The 23,879-nt window shown below is 67.1% G+C and carries 16 protein-coding genes, 1 tRNA gene and 3 pseudogenes; 10 read left to right on the forward strand and 10 right to left on the reverse strand.

Annotation, left to right across the window (positions count from 1 at the left end):
- Nucleotides 1-129: 129 nt before the first annotated feature.
- Together D892_RS46795 and D892_RS48610 are read right to left on the reverse strand one after the other, a co-directional pair.
- Nucleotides 130-267 (reverse strand): annotated as a pseudogene (locus D892_RS46795) (aldehyde dehydrogenase family protein); the annotation flags it as partial.
- A 17-nt stretch (nt 268-284) separates the two neighbouring features.
- Nucleotides 285-651 (reverse strand): annotated as a pseudogene (locus D892_RS48610) (IS3 family transposase); the annotation flags it as partial.
- A gap of 316 nt (nt 652-967) precedes the next feature.
- On the opposite strand from D892_RS48610, the gene D892_RS46800 reads away from it, so the two are divergent.
- Nucleotides 968-1,126 (forward strand): hypothetical protein, encoded by a 159-nt coding sequence (locus D892_RS46800; RefSeq protein ID WP_156959576.1) that lies wholly within the window; start codon nt 968-970, stop codon nt 1,124-1,126.
- 135 nt (nt 1,127-1,261) lie between these two features.
- Here the strand turns inward: D892_RS46800 and D892_RS41530 are convergent, their stop codons facing one another.
- Nucleotides 1,262-1,870, reverse strand: coding sequence for a TetR/AcrR family transcriptional regulator (locus tag D892_RS41530; protein ID WP_084161124.1), 609 nt, complete (start codon nt 1,868-1,870; stop codon nt 1,262-1,264).
- A 181-nt stretch (nt 1,871-2,051) separates the two neighbouring features.
- Here D892_RS41530 and D892_RS0119130 point away from each other — a divergent pair, with 181 nt between their 5' ends.
- From D892_RS0119130 to D892_RS45350, 6 genes are read left to right on the forward strand one after another with little or no spacing between them, the layout of a single operon-like run.
- Nucleotides 2,052-2,456: a hypothetical protein gene (locus D892_RS0119130; protein WP_084161125.1), complete on the forward strand. Its 405-nt coding sequence runs from the start codon at nt 2,052-2,054 to the stop codon at nt 2,454-2,456.
- A gap of 39 nt (nt 2,457-2,495) precedes the next feature.
- Nucleotides 2,496-3,866, forward strand: coding sequence for an NAD(P)/FAD-dependent oxidoreductase (locus tag D892_RS0119135; RefSeq protein ID WP_024802798.1), 1,371 nt, complete (start codon nt 2,496-2,498; stop codon nt 3,864-3,866).
- Between the two features lie 36 nt (nt 3,867-3,902).
- Nucleotides 3,903-4,226, forward strand: a complete 324-nt coding sequence (locus D892_RS0119140; protein ID WP_024802799.1) for a 2Fe-2S iron-sulfur cluster-binding protein — start codon at nt 3,903-3,905, stop codon at nt 4,224-4,226.
- On the forward strand, nt 4,223-5,428 hold the full coding sequence (locus D892_RS0119145; RefSeq protein WP_024802800.1) for an NAD(P)/FAD-dependent oxidoreductase: 1,206 nt from the start codon (nt 4,223-4,225) through the stop codon (nt 5,426-5,428). The genes D892_RS0119140 and D892_RS0119145 overlap by 4 nt, the downstream gene beginning before the upstream one ends.
- A gap of 20 nt (nt 5,429-5,448) precedes the next feature.
- Nucleotides 5,449-6,708 carry an ethanolamine utilization protein EutH gene (eutH, locus tag D892_RS0119150; protein ID WP_232236117.1) on the forward strand — a complete coding sequence of 420 codons (1,260 nt, stop codon included), beginning with the start codon at nt 5,449-5,451 and terminating at the stop codon, nt 6,706-6,708.
- Nucleotides 6,709-6,767: 59 nt separating this feature from the next.
- Nucleotides 6,768-7,211: a transposase gene (locus D892_RS45350; protein ID WP_232236118.1), complete on the forward strand. Its 444-nt coding sequence runs from the start codon at nt 6,768-6,770 to the stop codon at nt 7,209-7,211.
- On the opposite strand, the pseudogene D892_RS48615 reads toward D892_RS45350, so the two are convergent.
- The 3 genes and pseudogenes from D892_RS48615 to D892_RS0119160 form a co-directional block, all read right to left on the reverse strand.
- Nucleotides 7,143-7,358, reverse strand: a pseudogene (locus tag D892_RS48615) (sulfurtransferase FdhD); the annotation flags it as partial. The gene D892_RS45350 and the pseudogene D892_RS48615 overlap by 69 nt on opposite strands.
- A gap of 130 nt (nt 7,359-7,488) precedes the next feature.
- Nucleotides 7,489-8,121, reverse strand: coding sequence for an MBL fold metallo-hydrolase (locus D892_RS0119155; RefSeq protein WP_024802802.1), 633 nt, complete (start codon nt 8,119-8,121; stop codon nt 7,489-7,491).
- Nucleotides 8,118-9,203 carry an S-(hydroxymethyl)mycothiol dehydrogenase gene (locus tag D892_RS0119160; RefSeq protein WP_024802803.1) on the reverse strand — a complete coding sequence of 362 codons (1,086 nt, stop codon included), beginning with the start codon at nt 9,201-9,203 and terminating at the stop codon, nt 8,118-8,120. The genes D892_RS0119155 and D892_RS0119160 overlap by 4 nt, the downstream gene beginning before the upstream one ends.
- A 196-nt stretch (nt 9,204-9,399) precedes the next feature.
- On the opposite strand from D892_RS0119160, the gene D892_RS0119165 reads away from it, so the two are divergent.
- The gene (locus D892_RS0119165) at nt 9,400-10,692 is read left to right on the forward strand and encodes a LuxR C-terminal-related transcriptional regulator (protein WP_369801828.1); all 1,293 of its coding nucleotides are present in this window, start codon (nt 9,400-9,402) and stop codon (nt 10,690-10,692) included.
- 127 nt (nt 10,693-10,819) lie between these two features.
- Here the strand turns inward: D892_RS0119165 and D892_RS41535 are convergent, their stop codons facing one another.
- Both D892_RS41535 and D892_RS0119175 read right to left on the reverse strand, forming a co-directional pair.
- Nucleotides 10,820-11,107, reverse strand: a complete 288-nt coding sequence (locus tag D892_RS41535; protein ID WP_036567241.1) for a DUF433 domain-containing protein — start codon at nt 11,105-11,107, stop codon at nt 10,820-10,822.
- 562 nt (nt 11,108-11,669) lie between these two features.
- A tRNA-Leu gene (locus D892_RS0119175) sits at nt 11,670-11,751 on the reverse strand.
- A 385-nt stretch (nt 11,752-12,136) separates the two neighbouring features.
- On the opposite strand from D892_RS0119175, the gene D892_RS0119180 reads away from it, so the two are divergent.
- Complete coding sequence (locus tag D892_RS0119180; RefSeq protein WP_024802805.1) at nt 12,137-21,538, forward strand: type I polyketide synthase; 9,402 nt, start codon at nt 12,137-12,139, stop codon at nt 21,536-21,538.
- 381 nt (nt 21,539-21,919) lie between these two features.
- On the forward strand, nt 21,920-22,351 hold the full coding sequence (locus D892_RS0119185) for a holo-ACP synthase (RefSeq protein WP_024802806.1): 432 nt from the start codon (nt 21,920-21,922) through the stop codon (nt 22,349-22,351).
- 60 nt (nt 22,352-22,411) lie between these two features.
- On the opposite strand, the gene D892_RS0119190 is transcribed toward D892_RS0119185, so the two are convergent.
- Entirely contained in the window at nt 22,412-23,080 is a 669-nt protein-coding gene (locus D892_RS0119190) for a Uma2 family endonuclease (RefSeq protein WP_024802807.1), read from the reverse strand.
- Nucleotides 23,081-23,126: 46 nt separating this feature from the next.
- Nucleotides 23,127-23,753, reverse strand: coding sequence for a TetR/AcrR family transcriptional regulator (locus D892_RS0119195; RefSeq protein WP_232236355.1), 627 nt, complete (start codon nt 23,751-23,753; stop codon nt 23,127-23,129).
- Nucleotides 23,754-23,879 lie beyond the last annotated feature (126 nt).

A 23,879-nucleotide genomic window follows, 5' to 3' on the forward strand; every position in this document is an offset into this window, starting at 1 on the left:
ACACGGCGCGCCAGCGATGAATTGAGGGCGTGCTCCGAATTCGCACAGGGAGCACGCCCTCGTTCCGGCTGGCAGAGTCTCAGCCGGAGATCGTGACGGTGCCTTCGCCTCGGTCGGCAAGCACCTCGACACGACTGCCGCTCCGGAAGAGACCGCGGGCAGAATCTTCCACGCCGCCATCTGCAACGGGTAGTTCCAGGGGGCGATGGACCCGATCACTCCGATGGGTTCGCGCCGAATCGTCGACGTGTGCTCCGGTGAGTAGTGAACACGGACGCGGCCAGTCCGTACAGGCACTCAGGCCTGCGGCGACCACGCTCGTCGGGCTCGTAACAGCCGGCGAGCACCTCGGTGACCGTGGTGTCCCACAGACTGCGTTTCGACGGCGCCCTGCTAACCCACGCGTGGTAGGTGCGCGGGGCGATCTCGATGCCCAGCCGCGGCAGTGCCCGGCAGATCGCCGTGATCGAGAACCGGACACGGTGCTCGGCGATGAACTCACACACTAACGGTGTCGCGGGTGCTTGTCCCGCGCGAAAAAGATGTTGCGGCAGAAAGGATTTCGATCGTCTGCTCCAGCTCGGCGATCTTGCGTTTCTGCTCGCGGATGATCCTGGCCGACTCCGTGGAAACCCCGTCGGCGTCACCGTCGATGGCATATCGTGCCCAGCGAGACCGCTATCGACATCGTCCTCACCGCTTCACTCGTCGAATTGGTGCTGCTTCCAATCTGTTTCGATGACGCGCGCACTCCGGACGCGGACTTCTGTTGCCGTCGCGTCCTTGGGTCCCGCATCCCGAAGTTAATCCACAACCGTAGGTTGATCTGGCCAGTAGTAGTCGTCTCCGGGGCAGGACGGCGTGCCCGTGCGTTGCTGGCTCTCCTCGCGCCGAACACCGACGGCGAAAACACCGTGGCACAGACACCGGACTCATCGGGCCGGCCAGTAGGGGAGAGGAACCCACCATGAGCGCATTCACTGTCTCGAGCGCACACATCGCCGTACTCGTCCACGCCGGACTGTGGACCCCGTTCCGGCCGCTGACCTGGGATCTGCCGATCCCGGCCGAACAACTGCCCTCGATCCGGCCACGTTTTGTTTCCCGCAGCGATGGACAGATGTAAGGTACAGATGTACCTTAACCTGAGACATGGGTCACCGCGAACCGGATGTCATGGAGGTAAACCATGCTGTCGATTGCCAGAGTCCGTACCTATCTAGGCTGCTCGCGGCTGACAGCGCAATACTCAACGTCGAGATCAGGGCGACGGCGGCAATTCGGGCTGCCCATAATCTCCGAATTCTTCGGCGGGAAGCAGTTTTTCGATCTGCTGATGCAACTCTTCTGCGCTGAAGTTCCTTGCGGCCATTCGCTTATGGATCCCATAGCCCTCAGTGAGCGCGTTGATGGCTCGCGCTGTTGCCGGCGTCATCCTGGTGCGGAGGACGGCTTCGATTCCCCTGATCCAGTAATCGGCAAGCGGCTTGAAGGCCGGCTTGCTGATAGTGATGGAGTAAAGCTCGACCGCCAAAGCAGTAGACTCGTTGTCTATCGATTCGACCAGCAATTCGGTCAGAGTCGCAAGCAGATCGTCTCGGCTTGCGGTCGCCGCGATGCTCAGCTTGTACCGTTCAATGTGGTTGGTTGCGTAACGCTTAAAAGCCTCGAAGATGAGATCGTCGAGCGAGGAGAAGTAGTAAGTGGTCGAAGCGAGCGGCACGTCTGCGGCCTTCGCCACCAGGCGATGAGTGGTACCTGCTGCACCCTCTTCGGCAATAACGCTGATAGTGACATCGATGATCCGGCTACGTCTCCCCGGCTCCAGACGGCGCCGTTTAGGCATCGCGGTTGCACGGTCACTGTTCATGCCGACAATCCATCCTCTCGGCGGTATGGCTCACCTTTGAAAACTCTTTGCAACCAACGTCGATCCCACTACGGACAACTGGTAGGCCAGCCCTGCTGAACCTCTTTGCGAACAAATGTACCGCATCAGCGTGCCGGGACTCGCCCCGGCCCACCACCACAACGGGAAGTGAGAGATCCAGATGAATGATGTCGACGAAACGTCTGCTGACGATGTTGCGGTGCAGTTGATCCGGCGAACGTCGATGACGGTGGACTCCCCCGACATGCCGAAGATGACGAGCCGCTGGATCATTGAACCCGACGCGGCCGGCTGGCCCGACTCGATTGCCCTCGGCGAATGGCAGTTGGACAGCGCCGGTTGGGAGGACGTACACCCTAACGATGAGATCAACGTCATCATCGAGGGCGAATTGCACGTCGAGTCGCGCGGGATCGTTGTCGTAGCGACTGTGGGTGACACGGTGCGTGTCGCCAAGGGGTCGTCCGCCAAATATTGGGCACCCCGGCACGCGCGAATGATTGTAATCCAGTCCCCTAACCCGTCGGGGAAAGGATCAGAAATCAACCGCTATTTCGAGCTCTGAAGAATCCGAATCGCTCAGCACCTCAATTCTGGAAAAGAAATGGAAAATCAACACCTTGTAATCATCGGTGCCAGCATCAGCGGCTTGGCCGCGGCGGCCGCAGCCAGTGAACACTTTGCCCGTATCACGCTGATCGAACGCGATAGATTGGTCGAAACAGCCGAGCCCAGGGCCGGCGTCCCGCAGGGCACCCAGATCCACGCGCTGCTGCCTGTCGGTCTGGAGCGCCTCGAAGACTTGCTACCCGGAGTCACCGACGACTTGCTCGCGGCCGGATGCGACACCTTCGACGAGCAGGCAGACTGCCCTCTGCTTTCCTCGGTGGGTTGGCGCATGCGTGTGAAGTCGTTGCCCACGATCGCATTCCGCAGGCCGTTGCTGGAACTCGTTATTCGCCGCCGAGTGCTATCGCTCGGAAACGTGACCGTCGTCTACGGTTCGGCACGTGGTCTCGTCCTGTCCGACGACCAACGCCGCGTAGAGGGTGTTCGCCTGCGGGACGGATCAGTCATCGCTGCCGACTTGGTCATCGACTCCTCCGGCCGTCGGACCCGCTCTCCTGATTGGCTCACCGAGCATGGCTACGACAAGCCTACTGAGGTGCGTGCTGAGGCTTACATGGGTTACGCCACGCAATTCGTCCGCATTCCCGAGGACGTGCTCGGCGATATCAGGGGCATCGTCGCACTGCCGATTCCCGGGCACCTCAAGGGCGGCGTTCTGCTACCTGCGGACAATGGTGTCCACTCGCTATCGGCCGTGGGCATGATGCGCGATTACCCCCCACGAGAGCAGGGCGCATTCCTGGAATTTCTCGATCAGGCGCCGACGCCATTGCTGGGTGCCATTGCCCGCCGCTCGGAACCCGTCAGCGACATTCGAATTTATCACCAGGCCGGGAACCTCCGCCGAAAATGGGAGGCCGTAGTCGGACCCGACCGCTTCCTCGCTGTGGGCGACGCCGTGGCGTCATTCAACCCGGTGTACGGACAGGGCATCACCTTGGCTGCCAGCGCCGGCACCCTGCTCCGCGAGGCCCTCGCAGCAGGACCGACCCTCGATGGGCTGGGGCGGCGGGTGCAGGACATGCTGGCGAACATCGTGGACGATGCGTTTTCGATGTCGGCCGCGGTTGACGCAACTTTTCCCGGGGTGCAGTTGGTCAATTTCACCGCTCCAACCGACGAAGAGATCAGAATTGCCACTGCCCTCGAAGAGCTAGCCACCGTTGACGCCAAGATCTCGTACGCGTTGGGCGAGGCCACTTGGTACATCCGCCCCGAAGTCCTCGAGACACCGGAGGTGCATGCCAGCGTCGAACGGTGGCTGGCCGCTGGGCGGACCGCCGCGCAGATAGACCCCGCGCGTTACCCGCAAGAGGTCATCGAGCTGGATGGCGTCCTGCAATAAACCGGTCGGCCAAAGTATCAATAGCGAAGGATCATCATGACTACAATTTTTGTCAAAGCCCAGGATGGCAGCGTCCACGAGCTCGATGCAGACATCGGCGTGTCGGTGATGGAGGCCGCCGTGCAGGAGGGCGTCCCCGGCATCATCGGTGAATGTGGTGGAGCAGGTGCTTGTGCTACCTGTCATATCTATGTCGACAGTGCAGATTTCGACCGAGTGGGCCCGCCTACCGACCTCGAAGACGACATGCTCGACTGCACGATGGCCGAGCGTCGGCAGACCAGTCGGCTCGCATGTCAGATAGAGCTGACTCGAGTTCTTGCCGGCCTCAAGATCGAAGTTCCTGAGGTTCAGCAATGACCGGAACGCTGATCGTTGGAGCAGGACAGGGCGGTGCTCAGGCAGCGCTGTCATTACGCGATCTAGGATACGAGGCCGACATCACCATCGTCGGCTCCGAACCGTACATGCCCTATCAGCGCCCCCCGCTGTCGAAGGCGTTCTTGACCGGCTCTAAGGATATTGCAGACCTGCAGCTGCGTAAAGCGCAGGCTTACCAGAAACTCGGCATCACCGTGTTGACCAACTCCCGCATCGTCGATATCGAGCTACCAGAAGATCCAACGGGTGTCGGGCGAGCAACGTCCTCCGATGGCCGGACACACAACTTCGAATACGTGGTCCTGTCCGTCGGTGGGCGCCCGCGTCGGCTGACCATCCCTGGCGCCGACGCGGCAGGTCTGCACTATCTGCGCACGATCGACGACGCCACGGCGCTGTCCAGTGAGCTCGACACCGCCGAGAATATCGTGATCATCGGGGGTGGATTCGTCGGTCTCGAGGTCGCGTCCCTCGCAGGTGGGCTGGGCAAGTCGGTGACCCTGATCGAAGCCGCTCCCCACCTACTGGGACGCGCCGCGGCGCCCGAGCTGTCGGACTTCCTGCTGAGAGCGCACCGAGCAACCGGCACGACGGTCAACCTCAACGTCTCGGCGCAACGCATCGTCACCAAGGGAGGTCGCGTCTCAGCAGTTCAGCTCGACGACGGCACCTGTGTGCCCGCTCAACTTGTCGTAGTGGGTATCGGTATGGAACCGCGCGTAGAGCTCGCCCAGCAACTCGGATTGTCGGTTGCCAACGGCATCGTAGTGGACAAGCAAGGTCGGACCAGTCACCACCGAGTATTTGCAGTCGGTGACTGCACAATTCAGCCGCATCCTGTGCCGGATCAGGCGCCGTTGCGACTCGAATCGGTGCACAACTCGATCACTCAAGCCAAGGCTGCAGCGGCAGGGATCATGGGCTGCCAGCCAGAATGGCCTCCCGTGCCCTGGTTTTGGTCGACCCAGGGCCATCTAGCGCTCCAGATGGTCGGTCTGATCGACGGCTACGATCGCTGTCAGATATCGTCAACACCCGCCGCGGACAAACTCGTGATCGAATACTACCGCGGCGACCAACTTCTCAGTGTGCACGCCGTCAATGAACCCGGGGCATTCGCCCGCGGGCGGAAACGGCTCACACTGCAGAGTCGGGAATTCAAGCCAACAACTGCCGCCTGACATCAGGCACAACCACGGCTGTGCAATCTGCCGATCGCGCAGCCAACCTTCCGGGAGAAGGGCTCGCCGTGGCTCAAATCGGTTCCATCATCATGTACATCATTATGGCCTTCGTCGTTGTGGGGGTTATCGGAGCAATCGTCCGTCCAGAGCGTGGAGTTGGGAAGGCATTTCTAGACGGTGTCTATTCCATCGGTCCCATTTTCATCCCGGTTGCGGGCATCATGGCGGCACTGCCCTATATTGCGAACCTTATCGAGCATTACGTCGCCCCGGGCCTACGCGTCATGGGGGCCGACCCTGCGATCGCCGCCTCGCTGATCGCGGTCGACATGGGCGGATACCAGCTTGCCGAAACTACCGCCGACAGCCTAGGCGGGTGGATACTCGCCTCGCTGCTCGCATTCACGCTCGGCGCGACACTGGTGTTCTACATTCCCGTGGGCATGGCCATGATTCCGCGCGCGGACCACCGCTACCTGGGATTGGGCATCATGTCGGGCATCCTCACCGTCCCGCTGAGCGCGCTGCTGAGCATACTCGCGCTCAAAACTGGTGCAATGCTGCGACCGGACGTCAGCACAGATGCGGAATCGAGCTGGCGATTCGATATTGGTTGGGGCTCGTTATTTTTAGGGTTGGCGCCGGTAACTGTGTTGGTGATCGCGATTGCCGCGGGGCTTCGTTTTGCTCCTGAAGCGACACTCAGGACGTTCATGTGGTTCGGCCGCGGCGTCGACTGGTTCGCCAAGATCGTCTTCGCACTTGTCATCGTCGAGTACTTCACCGGCTTTTTCAGCAAACTGCTGGGCGGCTGGGGACTCGATCCCATCATTGCCGACGAGGTCGATCAGTTCCGCGCGCTGGAAGTCGCAGGCTACGTAAGCCTCATCCTGGCCGGGGTCTTCCCCATGGTTTATGTGCTGTGCACCTATTGCACCAAGCCGCTGGGCGTGATCGGTCGTCGACTAGGGCTCAGCGCTGACGGCACGGCTGCGCTCGTCGCGGCTCTCGCGAATGTGCTGGCCTTGTTCCGGTTGGTACCCACACTTCGCCCGAGGGACAAGGTGATCGCTATTGCATTCATGGTTTGCGCAACGGACGCCCTCGGCGGCCACCTGGCGTATGCCGCGAACGTGCAACCCAATCTTTTGGTACCGCTGATCATCGGCAAGGTTGTCGCAGGTGCAGTCGCAATTCTCTTCGCACGCTGGCTGGCCTTCCCGATCGTCGACAAATTGGAGAAGTCGGGAATTCGGAAAGAATCGGCGCCGAGCTGACACCGACATCAACGGACTGATCGACTCGTCGAGACGACCAGCATTGCCGCCGTCTGATAGTGGACGCCATCTTGTACATCGTCCGCGGTGGTATCGCGTGGCGGCGACTGCCGATGGAGTTCCCGCCAGCCGGGACGGTGTGCGCAGTCTTCGCCCGCTGGTCCCACAGCGGGGCGTGGCAGCGCATCGTCGACGCACTGCGCGACCGCCCGCGGGTGCGTGAACGGACTGCTGCTCGCCGTCGTCACCGCTGCCTCGACCCAGGACCGCGACGCCGCGCACCGACTCCTGACCGCACTGCGCGGCAGGTTCTCCACCATCCGGCTGGTCCGGGCCGACGGCGGTTATCCCGGACAGCTGCCCGTCTGGGCGAAAGACGTTCTCGCCCTGCCTATTTCGCGCAGTGCCCAGCCGATTACCTTGTCTACCGCGTCGTGCCGTCCGACGTCCTCGCGGACTACGAGAGGGGTGCCGTCGATGGTGAACAGGCCGGCGGCGGGTAGCCCTCCTGTAGTGGTGAACCCCGATTGCCGCAACGGAGCTTGTCCGGCAGCTGGATCAGAGTGTCGGTTTCGATCGTCGTTGAGTGCTGTTCTGCCGCAGAATCCGCAGGCGCTGTTGGTGATGAGGTTTTCGGCGAACAGGAGCATGGTGACGGTCAGCGCGGCGGTGTGTTCGAGTTACGTACGGGTCGGACCGGTCGCGTGTTCGACGGTGGTGAGGTCGGCCGCGCGTATGCGTTCCGAGCATGGTTTGGACGGTACGTTCGTAGGGAGCCGGTCAGTAGCCGCGCGCGATCCATTCGGCCAGGTGGGGCGCTTCGGTGCCGATGGTGGTGCCGTCGCCGTGGCCGGTGTAGACGCGGGTGTGCTCGGGGAGGGTGAGCAGGCGGTCGCGGATGGACCCGATGATGGTGGGGAAATCGGAGAACGAGCGGCCCGTGGCTCCCGGGCCTCCGGCGAACAGGGTGTCGCCGGAGAACAGGGCGGCGGCTTCGGGGAAGTAGAGGCACACCGATCCCGGTGAATGCCCGGGTGCGTGGATGATGCGCAGCTCGGTGCCGGCCACCGCGATGCGCTGGGCATCGGTGAGTGACCAGTACTTCTGGCTCGGATGGGTCTGCTGCCACAGGGGATCGTCTCCGGGGTGGACCAGGACGGGTGCGCAGGTGTCCTCGGCCAGCTGGGGGGCGAAGGTGATGTGGTCGTTGTGGGCATGCGTGCAGACGATGGCGACGACATTGCGGTCGCCGATGGCTTCGATGACGGGTCCGGCCTCGTGTGCGGCGTCGACCACGACGACCTCGTCGTCGTTGCCGACGACCCAGACGTTGTTGTCGACGTTCCATGTGCCGCCGTCGAGTTCGAAGACTCCGGAGGTCACCACCTGCTCGATGCGGAGCCGCCCGGTCACAGCACGACCACCGATCGCAGCACGTTGCCCTGGTGCATGGTGTGGAATGCCTGCTCCACCTCGTCGAGGCCGATCCGTTCGGTGACGAACTTGTCCAGCGGCAGTCGTCCCTGCTGGTACAGGTCGATCAGCATCGGGAAATCGCGTTCGGGCAGGCAGTCGCCGTACCAGGAGGATTTCAGCGCCCCGCCGCGGGAGAAGAAGTCGATCAGCGGCATGTCGAGCCGCATATCGGGGGTGGGCACGCCGACCAGGACCACGGTGCCGGCGAGGTCGCGGGCGTAGAAAGCCTGCCGCCAGGTTTCGGGTCGGCCGACGGCGTCGATGACGACGTCGGCGCCGAACCCGCCGGTCAGTTCTTGCACGGCGGCGACGGTGTCGGCGGTGGTGGCGTCGACGGTGTGAGTGGCGCCCAGTTCGCGGGCCCAAGTGAGTTTCTTTTCGTCGCGGTCCACGGCGATGATCGTCGACGCTCCGGCCAGCCGGGCACCCACGATGGCGGCATCGCCGACACCGCCGCAGCCGATCACCGCGACCGAATCGCCCCGGCCGACGTTGCCGGTGTTCACCGCGGCACCGAGCCCGGCCATCACCCCGCAGCCGATCAGACCGGCCACGGCCGGATCGGCCGCGGGGTCGACCTTTGTGCACTGGCCGGCGTGGACAAGGGTCTTGTCGGCGAAAGCGCCGATACCGAGTGCCGGTGTGAGTTCCGTGCCGTCTGTCAGCGTCATCTTCTGTGTCGCGTTGAAAGTGTCGAAACAGTACTGCGGCCGGCCGCGCTTGCAGGCCCGGCAGTTACCGCAGACTGCTCGCCAGTTCAGCACTACGAAATCGCCGACCGCGACGGAGTCGACCCCCTCGCCGACGCTCTCGATGGTGCCGGCCGCTTCGTGGCCCAGCAGGAACGGGAACTCGTCGTTGATGCCACCTTCACGGTAGGTGAGGTCGGTATGGCACACCCCGCACGCGGCCACCGACACCACGACCTCCCCCGGGCCGGGGTCGGGAATGACGATATCGGTCAGTTCGACCGGCGCACCGGGCTTCCGGGCGATGACTCCGCGGACCTGCTGTGGCATTCGGGTTGATCCTCCGATGACGTCGAACGAGGGCAACCATGCGTCGTATCGCATGGCTGGATCGACGGTATCGGCAGGCGACTGTGTGCGGACCTGACCGAAGGGACGGGAAAACCTATCCTGTTGGATGGCTCCGTGCGCGGCCCCCGCCCGAGCCTCAGGTGGTTCTACATTCGGGATGGTGAGTGATGTGGCGATAGTGCAGCCGGACGTGGGAGCGTCCGTATTGCCGGGACTGCGAGAGGTGGTGGATGGCTCCCTGGTGGGGATCGCGTCTCGGCTGTCACGCTTTCTGGCCGGTGATTGGCCGCATCGGGCGTTGGTGATCTTCACCCGGGAATGTACCGGCCGGCCGCGCAAGGTGGCCGGTGCCGAGGAAATCGTCGACCGGATCACCATCGCGGAGCTCGAGGAACTCAAATCAGCTGTCGAGCCGGCCGGCTGCTACGCCGGCGAGGCAGCGTTGACCGGGGGCCGGCGGTGGGTCTGGGCAGTACGGGACCGCGTGGACACCCTCCTGGTCCTCGTTCCGCCGCATCCCCGGCAGCTGCCGTGTCCGGCCCAACTCATGGCCGTATTCGGGATGGTGGCGACCTCGATCCGGCAGCAGGTGGTACAGGCCAGCCCGGACTACCTGGCGGAGTCACGGGCAGCGTCGACCGCGCGGGCCCGCGCGGTGGCCGAACTGACCGCCGCCCACGAAGCCGTGCTCGGCAGTCTGCTCCTGACACTGCGCTCGCCCGGACTGGACGACCAGCGGGCGCGCACCACAGCGGCATCGGCCGCCTCGGATGCGTTGATCGAGCTGCGCTCGGCGCGCGAGACCGATCAGGCGCTTACCGAAGAGGCACCGGTCTCCGCTTTCGAACGGTTGCGGCGAGACCTGGGACCACTGCTGCACCATCGGCAGATAACCGCCGAATTCGTCGCGCCGCCGCTCGACGGCCGGCGCCTGCCGGGCGAGGTCGCCCACGGCGCCCGCGCGATGACACAATCCGTCGTGCTCGCCTTCGCGGCGCAACCCGACCTCGAACGCCTGCGCATCGCCTGGAGCTGTGCCGCGGATCGGCTCATCGTCGACATCCGCGACGACGCAGCGGGCCGCCTGGATTCGGCCACCGTACGACACAGCCTCGAAGGCAGAGTCCAAACCCTGCACGCCGAATGGAATATCGAAGTACTACCGGGCTGGGGCAGCAGGGTGACCATCAGCCTCCCGCTCGACCCGCCCGCCGCCCCTGCCCAGCGGCACGAGCTGACGAGTTTGAACCGCCGCGAACGAGAAGTTCTGGCGCTCATCGCGGCGGGCAGGCGCAACAAGGCCATCGCGGCCGAACTGGGTGTCGCCGAGAGCACGGTCAAGTTCCATGTTGCCGGATTGCTGAAAAAGCTCGACGTGTCCTCGCGTGGAGAGGCCGCCGTGATCGGAATGCGGGCAGGAATGGCAGACCGACCCGGCGCCGCCGCCACAGACCCGACCGCGAAGTAGGCCGCCTCCGATTCCGAGTCGGAAGGTATCCAGAAACTGCGCGGAACACGCGCAAACGGGTCGTGACGAGGTGATTGCGGTCGCTGGGCCACCGAGTCACCGTCACACGTCGAAGTAGCCGAAACCGCTACCGGAGATATGAATCCGGGTAGGCGGCCGAGATCTCGTCCGGGGTCTTACCGGCGGCGAGGTAGCGGCGGACAGTGTCGACGGGGATGCGGGTGCCGGCGAACACTGGTTTGCTGCCCAGGGCCTTGCGCCGTTTCTCGATCCGCCCGGCCTCTGAGCGGCTGCGCGTGGCGGAGCGGATGATGCGCTCGCGCAACGGTGTGAGGGCGAGAACCTTGCTGATGACGGTCTGGTCCGGGTGCAGCCCGCTTTCCCATTCCCCGTCCGGATGCTGGAAGTACACCATGTTTCCGACGTGGGGGAGACCGGCTGCCAGCGGTCGGTGGATGGATGAGAAGCGTTCCGCGGCTACGACGGCCGGTCAGCAGGACGCGGTGGCCGATGAGGAGGCCGACTCGGCGTCGTTGGCGGAAGGGGATGCGGAAATAGCTGTCGGCGGTGACGCGGACCGGACCGTCCGGAGCAGGACCGACGAGCAGGACGTCGTCCAGCGGCTGGATCTGCAAGTGCGTTCCCGGTGGCCGATCGAGTGCCGCCATCACATATCGGTCGAGGACTCTGCCTGCTTCGCCGAGTGTCGATACGCCGTACAGAAGGTCGTCATCCGGTTCCGGTGCGGGTTCCGGCGGACCGGGCACGGGGCCGAGAATCAGCTGTTCCAGCGGCGCCTGCGGGGGGATGAGCGGCGGGGCCCCGTTCGCATCCGGTGTGGGGGCCGTCGATCGCCGATCCTGGCGGATCTGTCGGAAATCGTCGCAGGTGGGTGCGCATTTTCCCAGGTCACCTCCGTGTGTTCGAGTGCGCTCGAACACACGGCGCGCATATCCGGCGGATCTGCCGGGAATCTGTGCGCGAGAGGGGACTTGAACCCCTACGTCCGAAGACACTGGAACCTAAATCCAGCGCGTCTGCCAATTCCGCCACTCGCGCGTGATGGTACGACCGTCCAAACTCTACCGGGCTTGACCGGCAACGCGAAGTTCCCTTCGGGTGTTTCGTACCCATGAGTAACCCCACCTGCAATTATAACAATGCGGTAACGGGCAATATGAGGGACCCTCAACTTTCCTACGGCGGTGTAACCGGGTGGACCAGCGGGTTCAAATATGAGGGAGGGTCATGTTTCGGGGTGTTCTTGTACGGACGTACCGAAATACTCCGGGGTAACGGTCGGGGGCGGTGGCAAACGTGAGGATTTCCTCATGATTCTGTGTCATCCTCGGGTTTCATCAGGTCCTCAGGGGCGAGGGACACCTGCGCATGGACAGCGGCCCCCACGAGGGACCAGCCGCCACGAGTTAGGAAGTCGAACGTCTTGACGATCAACGAGAGCACCGGAACCGGATCGGACGCCAAGATGGTTGGGGGAACTTCGGATACGGCGATCAAGTCGTCACTGCTGGACCGGCTGCTGGCCGGGGAGACGTATGCGCTGGCCTTCGGCGGGCAGGGCGCGCAGTGGCTGGGGGAGCTGGAGCAGATCGGGCGTGACAGCGCACTCGAGCCCGAGCTGACCGCACTCGTGAACGAGGCGGCCGCGATGTTGCAGCCGGTGGCGGACCAACTGCTGGTGGTGCGGCCGGTCGGCTTCGATCCGGTCGCTTGGATGCTGGAGGACGACCTCGCCGATCCCGACCAGGGAGAGGTGTCGGCGGCGCCGCCGGAGCAGGTGCTGCGCTCGGCCGCGATCTCCGTGCCGGGGGTGTGCCTGGCGCAGGTGGCGGCGCTGCGGGCGCTGCGGCTGCAGGGGCTGGACCCGGCCGAGCATGCGCCCGTCGCGGTCGTCGGTCACTCCCAGGGCCTGCTGGCGGTGGAGGCGGTCGAGGCGCGCGGCGCGCGGGATGCCGAGCTGCTGGCGCTGGCCCAATTGATCGGCGCGGCGGCGACTCTGGTGGGCCGGCGGCGCGGTTCGATTCCGGTGGGCGAGAAGTCACCGATGATGGCGGTGTCCAACGTCGATCCCGAGCAGTTGCAGGCCGTGGTGGACGAGGTCGCACAGGGGGTGGATCCGAATGCCGCCGCCGCCGTGTCGATTCGCAACGGGCGCCGCCGAGTCGTGCTGTCGGGCACCGTGACTCAGCTGGAGCGGGTGCGGCAGCGGTGTGCGGAGATCCACGACGCACAGACCCGCGACCGGGAGGCGAAGAAGCGCGGCGGGTCGGTGTTCGCGCCGGTCTTCGAGTATGTCGGCGTCGAGATCGGGTTCCACCACCCCGCGCTGACCGACACCGTGGATCTGGTGACGGCGTGGGCGGGTCAGTGCGGCATCGACACCGAGTCCGCCGAGCGGCTGGCCCGCCGGATCCTGGTCGAACCGGTGGACTGGGTGGGCACCGTCGACGAGGTGGCGGCCACCGGTGCGCACTGGATCCTGGATCTGGGGCCCGGTGACCTGCTGACCCGGCTCACCCACGGCTCCCTGAAGGGCACCGGCGTCGGTGCGGTTGCGGTAGCGACCCGTGCCGGTCAGCGTGCCCTGTTCACCCCCGGCGCCGCGCCCGAGGTGGCGTCCGCGTGGACGGCGTTCGCGCCCAAGCCGGTGCGGCTGCCGAACGGCCGCGTCGTGGTCGAGACCGCCTTCACCCGGCTCACCGGGCGTTCGCCGATCCTGCTGGCCGGCATGACGCCCACCACCGTCGACGCGAAAATCGTTGCCGCCGCGGCGAATGCGGGCCACTGGGCGGAACTCGCGGGTGGCGGCCAGGTCACCGAGCAGATCTTCGCCGATCGCGTCGAGGAACTGAAGACGCTGCTGCGGCCGGGCCGTGCGGTGCAGTTCAATTCGCTGTTCCTCGACCCCTACCTGTGGAAGTTGCAGCTGGGCGGCAAGCGGCTGGTGCAGCGGGCCCGCTCGGCGGGCGCTCCGTTCGACGGCGTGATCGTCACCGCCGGCATTCCGGAACTCGACGAGGCGGTGGCGCTGATCGAGGAGCTCACCGAGGTCGGCATCACCCACGTCGCGTTCAAGCCCGGCACGGTCGCGCAGATCCGGGCCGTGCTGCGGATCGCCGACGCGGTGCCGGACTACCCGGTGATCATGCACGTCGAGGGCGGCCGGGCCGGCGGGCACCATTCCTGGGAAGACCTGGACGACCTGCTGCTGGAGACCTACGCCGAACTGCGCAACCGCGCCAACGTCGTGGTGTGCGTCGGCGGCGGCATCGGCACCCCCGAACGTTCCACCGAGTACCTGACCGGCGAATGGGCTGTGGCACACGGCTATCCGGCCATGCCGCTGGACGGTGTGCTGGTCGGCACCGCCGCCATGGCGGCGCTGGAGTCGACCACCGCGCCCGAGGTCAAGCAGTTGCTGGTCGACACCCCCGGCACCCCCGACTGGGTCGGTGCGGGCACGGCCTCCGGCGGAATGGCTTCCGGCCGTAGCCAATTGGGCGCCGACATCCACGAGATCGACAACTCCGCCTCGCGCACCGGCCGGCTGCTCGACGAGGTGGCGGGCGACGGTGCGGCGGTCGCCGAGCGGCGCGCGGAGATCATCGAGGCGCTGGACCGCACGGCCAAGCCGTATTTCGGGGACGTCGCCGGCATGACCTACCTGGAATGGCTGCAGCGCTACGTCGAACTCGCCGCGGACACTCCGCAGGCTCGCCCCGCACTCGACCGCCGCAAGGATTTCGACTGCGGCACCGACCTCGGCGACGCCATCGCCGACGCCACCCGCTCGGTGTGGGTGGACATCACCTGGCGCGACCGGTTCGCGGAGATGATGCGCCGCACCGAATCCCGGCTGCATCCGGCCGACCGCGGCGAGATCCCGACGCTGTTCGCCGACGACACCGCGTTCGAGCGGCCGGTGGAGGCGATCCGCGCACTGCGGGAACGGTACTCGGCCATCGACAGCACCGTGCTGCATCCGGCCGATGTGCCGTTCTTCGTCTCGCTGTGCAAGACCCCCGGCAAGCCGGTGAACTTCGTGCCGGTCGTGGACGCCGACGTGCGCCGCTGGTGGCGCTCGGATTCGCTGTGGCAGGCACACGATCCGCGCTACTCCGCCGACCAGGTGTGCGTCATTCCGGGCACCGTCTCGGTCGCCGGCATCACCCGCGCCGACGAGCCCGTCGGCGAGCTGCTGGACCGGTTCGAGCAGAACACCGCCTACTCGCTGATGCGTGGCGGCGTCACCCCGCAGGCCGTCGACGGCCGCCGCCGCGTCGAGGTGGCGGCCGGAGCGATCGACATCGTGCTCGCCGCACCGGACGTGCAGTGGGCCGGGCGCACCACGGTCAACCCGATCCACCGGCTCGGCGATCTGCACGAGTGGACCGTCAACGGCCGGGGCGCCGTGCACCGCCCGACCGGCGCCACGCTGAGCGCCACCGAGGGGCCCGACACCGACCACGCCTACGTGGAACTGACGGTGCCGCTGGCGCTTTCGGGCGGCCCGGATTCGGGTCAGGCGGTGCGGATCCGGATGACGGTCCCCGCCTCGGTCTACAACGGCGGTGCCCCGGTGATCACGGAGGCCGACGCCGAGCAGGCCATGTCGGCGCTGCTGGCCGTCGCGGCCGGACAGTCGCTGCCGGAGGTCAAGTCCGTCACCGGCGGCGCGGGCGAGGCCGAAAGCCATGTCGCGCACGTGAATCTGGCGTGGACCCCGGACCTGATCGCCGACCACTCCGGTGTCACCGGCTCCGGCCTGCCGCCGACCCTGAGCACCATCGGCCGCACCGTGCCGGACGTGCTCGTGGGCGCCTGCTGGCCGGCGGTGTTCGCCGTGCTGGGCGCGGCCCGCACCGGGGGCGAGACCGCCATCGGCGTCATCGAGGGCATGCTCGACCTGGTGCACCTCGACCACCGGATCGAGCTGGTGCGCGAACTGCCCGACAGCGCCGCGGTTCTCACCGTGCGCGCCGAATCGGGCGAGGTGCTCGACACGAACCTGGGCCGCGTCGTCGAGGTGACCGTGACCGTCGGCGTCATGCGCGATCACGGCCTCGAGACCCCGGCCGTGGCGAAGCTGGTGGAGCGGTTCGCGATTCGCGGCCGCAACGGAGCCGGCGAGCTGACCGATCCGCCGCGGGCGGCGGGCACGGTCTCCGGCGACGCCGTCGACACGCCGCGCCGCCGCCGTCGCGACCTCACCATGGTCGCCCCGCGCGCCATGGCCGCGTTCGCGTCGGTGTCCGGTGACCACAACCCGATCCACACCAGCGACAATGCCGCCAAGCTGGCCGGGCTGGGCAGCCCGATCGTGCACGGCATGTGGCTGTCTGCCGCCGCGCAGCACGCCGTGTCGGCCGTGGATCCCGAATCTCCGGTCCCCGCACGGTCTCTGACCGCGTGGACCACCCGGTTCCTCGGCATGGTGCGCCCGGGCGCGGAGATCGACGTGCGCGTCGAGCGGATCGCCCTCGACCGGGGCGGCGAGATCGTCGAGGTGTCCTGCCGCGCCGGTGGCGACCTCGTGATGACGGCGACGGGCCGGCTGGCCGCGCCGAAGACCGTCTACGCCTTCCCCGGCCAGGGCATCCAGAGCAAGGGGATGGGCCTGGACGCGCGGTCCCGCTCCAAGGCCGCCAAGGAGATCTGGGATCGCGCGGACAAGCACACCCGCGAGGCGCTGGGCTTCTCCATCCTGGCCGTGGTGCGCGACAACCCGACCTACCTCAAGGCCCGCGGCGTGGAATACCGCCACCCGCAGGGTGTTCTGCACCTGACCCAGTTCACCCAGGTCGCGATGGCGACCCTCGGTGTCGCCCAGGTGGCCGAGCTGCGCGAGTCCGGGGCCTTCGTCGAGGGTGCGATGCTGGCCGGGCATTCGGTCGGCGAGTACAACGCGCTGGCCGCCGTGGCCGGGGTGCTGCCGCTGGAGGCGGTGCTGGAGGTGGTGTTCCAGCGCGGGTCGGCGATGCACGAGCTGGTGCCCCGGGATGCGCAGGGCCGCAGCGATTATCGGATGGCTGCCATCCGGCCGTCGCAGATCGGGCTGCCCGACGCCGAGGTGATCGGCTTCATCGGCGAAATCGGAGCTCGTGCTGGAGAGTTCCTGGAGGTGGTCAACCTCAACCTGCGCGGTTCGCAGTACGCGATCGCGGGCACGGTCAGGGGCCTCGAGGAGCTGGAGACCGAAATCGAGCGCCGCCGCGCCGAGTTCGGCGGCAAGCGGGCCTTCGTGCTGGTGCCCGGCATCGACGTGCCGTTCCATTCCACCGTGCTGCGCGAGGGTGTGCCGGAGTTCCGGAACAGGCTGGCGGATTTGCTGCCGGCGAACGTGGATCCGGAAATCCTTGCCGGGCGCTACGTTCCGAACCTGGTGCCGCGGCCGTTCTCGCTGGAGCACGACTTCATCGCCGAGATCGCCGGGTACGTGCCGTCCGAGCCGCTCGCACAGGTGCTGGCGAACTGGGACGACTGGTCGGCGCGCCCGGCCGAGCTGTGCCGGCTGGTCCTGATCGAGCTGCTGGCCTGGCAGTTCGCCAGCCCGGTGCGCTGGATCGAGACCCAGGATCTGCTGTTCGCCGATCCGGCGGAGGGCGGTCTCGGGGTCGAGCGGTTCGTCGAGATCGGCTTGGCCGCAACGCCGACCGTGGCGAACATGGCCACCAACACGCTCAAGCAGCCGCAGTTCTCCACCGCCAAGGTGGAGGTGCTCAACATCGAGCGCGAGTCCGGCGTCGTGTACGCCACCGACACCGATCCGGCGCCGGTGGAGGAGCCGGAAGAGGCTGTGGCCGAGCAGGTCTCGGAGACACCCGCGACCCCGGCGCCCGCGGCCGCCCCGGCCCCGGTGCCCGCCGGAGGCCCGCGGCCGGACGACATCCCGTTCACCGCCGCGGATGCCACCCGGGTCCTGATCGCGCTGTGGACCAAGCTGCGCCTGGACCAGATCGGCCCGGTGGACACCATCGAGGCCCTGTGCGACGGCGTGTCCTCGCGGCGCAACCAGCTGCTGGTCGACCTCGGGTCGGAGCTGTCGCTGGGTGCCATCGACGGCGCCGCCGATGCCGATATGGGCGCGCTGTCGGCCACCGTGGAGCGGCTGGCCCGCACCTACAAGCCGTTCGGCTCGGTGCTGTCCGACGCCGTCGGCGACCATCTGCGCAAGGTGTTCGGCCCCTCCGGTAAGCGGCCGGCGTCCATCGCCGACCGCGTCAAGAAGGTCTGGGAGCTCGGCGACGGCTGGGCCCATCACGTCACCGCCGAGGTGTCGCTCGGCACCCGCGAGGGCGCCAGCGTTCGCGGTGGCGACCTGGGTGGCCTCGTCGCCGGTGCGCTCGGCGACGGTGCCGCGGTGGATGCCGCGATCGACGCCGCCGTGCAGTCGGTGGCGGCGCGGCGCGGGATCAGCGTCTCGCTGCCCTCGGCCGGTGGCGGCGGCGGTGCGACCGTCGACGCGGCGGCGCTGGGCGAGTTCACCGAGCAGATCACCGGCCGCCACGGCGTACTGGCCACGGCGGCCCGGGTGGTGCTCGAGCAGTTGGGGCTCGACGAGAAGGTGTCGGCCCCGGAGGCGTCCGACGAGGCGCTGGTGGATCTGGTGTCGGCCGAACTCGGGTCGGACTGGCCGCGGCTGGTCGCGCCCGCGTTCGACGGCCGCAAGGCGGTGCTGATCGACGACCGCTGGGCGAGCGCCCGCGAGGATCTGGCGCGGCTGTGGCTCGCCGACGATGCCGCCGTGGGCGCTGCCGACCTGTCCGTCGAGGGCTACCGCGGGTCCGGCGAAGCCGTTGCGGCGCAGGCGAACTGGTGGCGGCAGCGGGCGATGTCGGAGGCTCGCTCGGTACTCGCCGGCGCCTACCGGGCGATCGCCGAGGCGGCGCTGGACGCCGAGCAGGTGGGGGCCTGGACGTCGGATATCGCCGTGATCACCGGCGCCAGTAAGGGATCCATCGCGGCCGCCAGCGCCGGTCGGCTGCTGGCCGGCGGTGCGACCGTCATCGTCACCACCTCGAGGCTCGACGACGATCGGCTGTCGTTCTACAAGCGGCTCTACCGCGACAACGCGCGGCACGGCGCCGCCCTCTGGGTGGTGCCCGCCAATATGGCGTCCTACTCCGATGTCGACGCGCTGATCGACTGGGTGGGCAACGAGCAGACCGACAACGCCGGTGGCGCAAAGGTTCTCGTCAAGCCGGCGATGACCCCGACGCTGCTGCTGCCGTTCGCGGCGCCGCGCGTGGCGGGCGACCTGTCCGACGCGGGTGCCCGCGCCGAGATGGAGATGCGGGTGCTGCTGTGGTCGGTGGAGCGGCTCATCGGCGGTCTGTCGAAGCTGGGCGCCGATCACGACGTGGACGCGAAACTGCATGTGGTGCTGCCGGGTTCGCCGAACCGCGGCATCTTCGGCGGTGACGGTGCCTACGGTGAGGCGAAGGCGGCGCTGGACGCCGTGGTGGCCAAGTGGCGTGTGGAGAAGTCGTGGTCGCAGCGGGTCACCCTGGTGCACGCGCTGATCGGCTGGGTGCGCGGCACCGGGCTGATGGGGCACAACGATCCCCTGGTCGCCGCGGTCGAGAAGGCCGGTGTGCACACCTGGTCCACGGTGGAGATCGCCGACGAGCTGCTCAAGTGGTGCACCAACCGGGCCCGCGTCGTGACCGCGTCCGGGCCGCAGCAGATCGACCTGACCGGTGGCCTGGCGCGCGCCAAGCTGGATCTGCCCGCGCTGGCCAGGGAGGCCGAGGAGGCCGGGCAGGCCGAGCAGGCCGAGTTCGGGGCCGCCGCAACCGGATCCGAGGCCGAGCGCACGATTCCCGCGCTGCCGGCCCCGCCCACGCTGACCTCGGCGCTGCCGGTACCCGAATGGGGTTCGGTGACGGCCGATCTCACCGACATGGTGGTCATCGTCGGTGCGGGTGAACTCGGCCCGTACGGTTCCGCGCGGACCCGTTTCGAGATGGAGGTCTCCGACGAGCTGTCCGCGGCCGGAGTGCTCGAGCTGGCCTGGACGACCGGCCTGGTCACCTGGGAGAACGATCCCGAGCCGGGCTGGTACGACGCCGAGTCCGGGGAGTACGTCGAGGAGTCCGAGCTGGCCGACCGCTACCACGACACGGTCGTGGAGCGCTGCGGCGTGCGCCGCTACGGCGACGACGGTGCCATGGTCGACAACGCCGCGCCGCTGCTGACCTCGGTGTTCCTGGACAAGGACCTGTCGTTCGTGGTCACCAGCGAGGCCGAGGCGCGGACCTTCCACGCCGCCGACCCGGAGCACACGGTGATCACGCCGGTGCCCGACTCGGGCGACTGGCAGGTGACCCGCCAGGCGGGCACCGAGATTCGGGTGCCGCGCAAGGCGAAGCTGTCCCGCACGGTCGGCGGCCAGATCCCCGCGGGCTGGGATCCGACCAAGTGGGGCATCTCGCCGGATATGGCGGGCTCGGTGGACCGGGTCGCGCTGTGGAACATCGTCTGCACCGTCGACGCGTTCCTGTCCGCCGGCTTCGGCCCGGCCGAACTGATGCGCTGGATCCACCCGTCGCTGGTGGCCAACACCCAGGGCACCGGCATGGGCGGCATGTCCTCGATGCGCTCGCTGTACATCGACAACCTGCTCGGCGAGCCGCACGCGAACGACATCCTGCAGGAGGCGCTGCCGAATGTCGCTCTGGCACATGTGGTTCAGTCCTACATCGGCAGCTACGGCGGGATGGTGCATCCGGTCGCGGCCTGTGCGACGGCCGCGGTGTCGGTCGAGGAGGGCGCCGACAAGATCCGGCTCGGCAAGGCCGACGTCGTGGTCGCGGGCGGTTTCGACGATCTCGGTATCGAGGGCATCGTCGGCTTCGGCAACATGTCGGCCACCGCGGATTCGGCGGCGATGAGCGCCAAGGGCATCAGCGACCGCTACTTCTCCCGGGCCAACGACCGCCGCCGCGGCGGATTCGTCGAATCCCAGGGCGGCGGAACGGTTCTGCTGGCCCGCGGTGACGTCGCACTGGAGCTGGGTCTGCCGGTGCTGGGCGTGGTGGCCTACGCGCAGTCCTTCGCCGACGGCGTGCACACCTCGATCCCGGCGCCGGGGCTGGGCGCGCTGAGCGCCGGGCGCGGCGGTGCGCGGTCGCGGCTGGCGTCCGAGCTGCGCAAGCTGGGTGTGACACCCGACGACATCGCCGTGCTCTCCAAGCACGACACCTCCACGGCGGCAAACGATCCCAACGAGTCCGAGCTGCACGAGCGGCTGGCCGGTGCGCTGGGCCGCTCGGACGGCGCGCCGCTGTTCGTGGTCTCGCAGAAGTCGCTGACCGGGCACGCGAAGGGCGGTGCGGCGGCCTTCCAGCTGATCGGCCTGTGCCAGGTGCTGGAACAGGGCGTGGTGCCGCCGAACCGCAGCCTCGACTGTGTCGACGACAAGATGCGGGAGTACCCGCACCTGGTGTGGGCGCGGGAGCCGCTGCGGTTCGGAGATCGGTTCGCGCTCAAGGCCGGTCTGGTCACCTCGCTCGGCTTCGGGCACGTGTCCGGGCTGCTGGCGATCGTGCATCCGCAGGCGTTCGTCCAGGCCGTCGACCCGCAGCGGCGCGAGGAGTATCTGCGCCGGGCCGAGCGGCGGCAGCTGGCCGGTCGGCAGCGGTTCACCGAGGCCATGTGCGGCGGGGCACCGCTGTACGAGCGGCCCGTCGACCGCCGGCTGGGCGCGGACGGTACTCCGGCCGACCGGATCCGGGGCCTGGAGGCGGACATGCTGCTGTCGGATCAGGCCCGGCTGGCCGAGGACGGCATCTACGTCGTCGACGGGGATCCGGCCGACCGGTAGTCACGAGCGACGGGAACCGTTGCCGCACAGCAGGATCTGTGGCAGCGGTTCCCGCGCCGTCTCGTCCGAGTCGGTCGTGACGAGCGGTGAACCCTCTCGGCGCCCTCCGAGTCTCGTTGCGGACGGGCGGTTGCGTTGCCGGCCAACCGGTCTCGCCGCCGTGCGCACTGCTCCCGGATGTCCGGTGGTGCGCATGGTTGTTCGGGGCCGGTGCGGTCGGGGACGGTGCCACGTGGGCTCCGGGAGTGGATGCGCCACTGGTATGTTGCTGCCGGGTCGGTGACCGCCGTCACTCGCGGTGGTCACCGTGTTCGAGTTTTGCCGACGGGCGGCGGCCGACCATGCCGCCGTGTACCGACAGTACTGAGGAGCTGCGACGCTGTGACCATCTTGGGGATCGGGCTGGACCTGGTGACCATCACCGACTTCGCCGAACAGATGAAGCGAGCCGGAACCACCATGCTCCGGGAGAGCTTCACCCCGGGGGAGCGGCGCTACTGCGAGAGCAAGGGCACCGAGCCGGCCCGCAGCTACGCGGCGCGGTGGGCGGCCAAGGAGGCGGTGCTCAAGGCATGGGCCTCGTCCCGCTTCGCCCGCAGCCCGCAGATCGGCGACAACCCGTACCCGCTGATCGAGGTGGTCAACGACGCCTGGGGCCGCCCCAGCATCAAACTGCACGGCCTCGCCGCGGACTTCCTGCCCCGCGTCCGCGTCCACCTCTCGCTGACCCACGACGGCGACACCGCCGCGGCGATGGTGGTCCTGGAAGATCCGGGCGAGCTAGCCGACCTGATCGAATCCCGCGAGCGCTGACACGATCGCACTCCGCGCCGAGCCGCACATCGACCGAGGTGTGCGACTTCCGGCGCCGACTCAGTAGGCGAGGTCGGCCCAGGGAATCTTGATCGAGAACGGGTGAATGGTTTCTACGCTGTCGTGGTCGCCGGGAATCCATTCGTCGACCTGAATATAGTTGGCGCGGTGCAGAGGGGTCACACCCGGTGGCAATGGGAAGTGACCGACTGCGAGGGCGTACGCGCGGACCGTATCGACGCGCCGAGGATTGCGGGCCAGTGTGACCTCCCAGTACCAGGGGACTCCTCCCTCGGCGTACCGAATCTTCTTCTCCTCGACCTTGCTGGGGGTATTTGCTGGCGAGAGAATCTCGCCGGCGAGCACGACGTCTTGGGCGTAGACCCAGTCGAACTCGTCGTCCAGGCAGCGGAAGACCATGAAATCCGGCGTCACAAAGCTCGATCTATCGGCGGTGAAGAAGACGTTCGTTTCCATGCCGGATCGCCAGCAAGGACCCAGGGATTCGGCCGTGATCCTTCGCGTTATGCCTTCGAGCGCGTTGGTGAACCTCCGTGAGTAGACCTGATGTTCGTCCGGCCCATGTCGAGCAATGACCTCGTCGGCTATCCACACAGGCCGACCATCGTGCAGCTCGATAAATTGAGCGACCTCCTCGGGTAGCGCTTCGAGTTCATCCCATGTCATGGTCTCGGGAAGATTCGGAGGCTCCACATGCGGGATCGACATGGACCCATAGTAGCGAGCAGGTCCGACAGCAAGTCGTCGATCCGACCTACCCCTCGCGCTGGCCGCCCAGGCGCGAGTCCTTCTCCGCGACCAGCAGATACGCGACCATCAGGCGCTTGAGTTCGGCTACCGCGGCCTCGTGGCTGAGGCCGTCCTGGACCGAGAAGTTCATCATCGAATAGACCACGTGCACCAGCACCTGGGCCATCATCGAGCGGCGGGCGCGCGGGGTGCGGGGCATCAGCGGGCGCAGCATCTGCTGCACGACCTCGGCGAATTCCTTCTCGTGAATGGCGCCGGTGGCCCGCGTGGACGGGGTGGACTGCATGGCCAGCCAGACCTCGCGCCGGGACGGGTCGGTCATCCACAGGTCGGCCAGGTGGTCGACGAGCTTGTTCATGTGCCGCAGCCAGTCCATCGACGGGACCTCGCCGTGGAAATCGGCCAGCTCCTGCGACACCGCCACCAGGTCCTGCCGGTTCAGCTCGCACACGATGACGTACTTGTTGGCGAAGAACTGGTACAGCGTGCCGATCGGCACCTCGGCGCGGGTCGCGACCTCCTCGCAGGTGAACGATTCGAAGCCGACCTCGACGAGCAGCTCCCGGGACGCCTGCAACAACGCGTCGAACTTGCGTTTGCTGCGTTCCTGGGTGGGCCGGCGCCGCGGCATCAGCTCCTGCGGGTCGTCCTGCAACTCCAATGCGGGGTCAGCACGTCGGTCCGTTCCCGCTGCCGTGCGCGCATCCACCACCTCACCAGGCTAACGGTAGCGACACGCGGAGGACATGCGGCGGTG

The sequence above is a fragment of the Nocardia sp. BMG51109 genome (assembly GCF_000526215.1).
Classification (GTDB): domain Bacteria; phylum Actinomycetota; class Actinomycetes; order Mycobacteriales; family Mycobacteriaceae; genus Nocardia.

Excerpts from the sequence above, each read along its gene's own strand:
- D892_RS46800 (WP_156959576.1), top strand. The coding sequence starts at position 968 with ATGAGCGCATTCACTGTCTCGAGCGCACACATCGCCGTACTCGTCCAC.
- D892_RS41530 (WP_084161124.1), bottom strand. The coding sequence starts at position 1,870 with ATGAACAGTGACCGTGCAACCGCGATGCCTAAACGGCGCCGTCTGGAG.
- D892_RS0119130 (WP_084161125.1), top strand. The coding sequence starts at position 2,052 with ATGAATGATGTCGACGAAACGTCTGCTGACGATGTTGCGGTGCAGTTG.
- D892_RS0119135 (WP_024802798.1), top strand. The coding sequence starts at position 2,496 with ATGGAAAATCAACACCTTGTAATCATCGGTGCCAGCATCAGCGGCTTG.
- D892_RS0119140 (WP_024802799.1), top strand. The coding sequence starts at position 3,903 with ATGACTACAATTTTTGTCAAAGCCCAGGATGGCAGCGTCCACGAGCTC.
- D892_RS0119145 (WP_024802800.1), top strand. The coding sequence starts at position 4,223 with ATGACCGGAACGCTGATCGTTGGAGCAGGACAGGGCGGTGCTCAGGCA.
- D892_RS0119160 (WP_024802803.1), bottom strand. The coding sequence starts at position 9,203 with ATGCCACAGCAGGTCCGCGGAGTCATCGCCCGGAAGCCCGGTGCGCCG.
- D892_RS41535 (WP_036567241.1), bottom strand. The coding sequence starts at position 11,107 with ATGGTGTACTTCCAGCATCCGGACGGGGAATGGGAAAGCGGGCTGCAC.
- D892_RS0119190 (WP_024802807.1), bottom strand. The coding sequence starts at position 23,080 with ATGTCGATCCCGCATGTGGAGCCTCCGAATCTTCCCGAGACCATGACA.
- D892_RS0119195 (WP_232236355.1), bottom strand. The coding sequence starts at position 23,753 with ATGCCGCGGCGCCGGCCCACCCAGGAACGCAGCAAACGCAAGTTCGAC.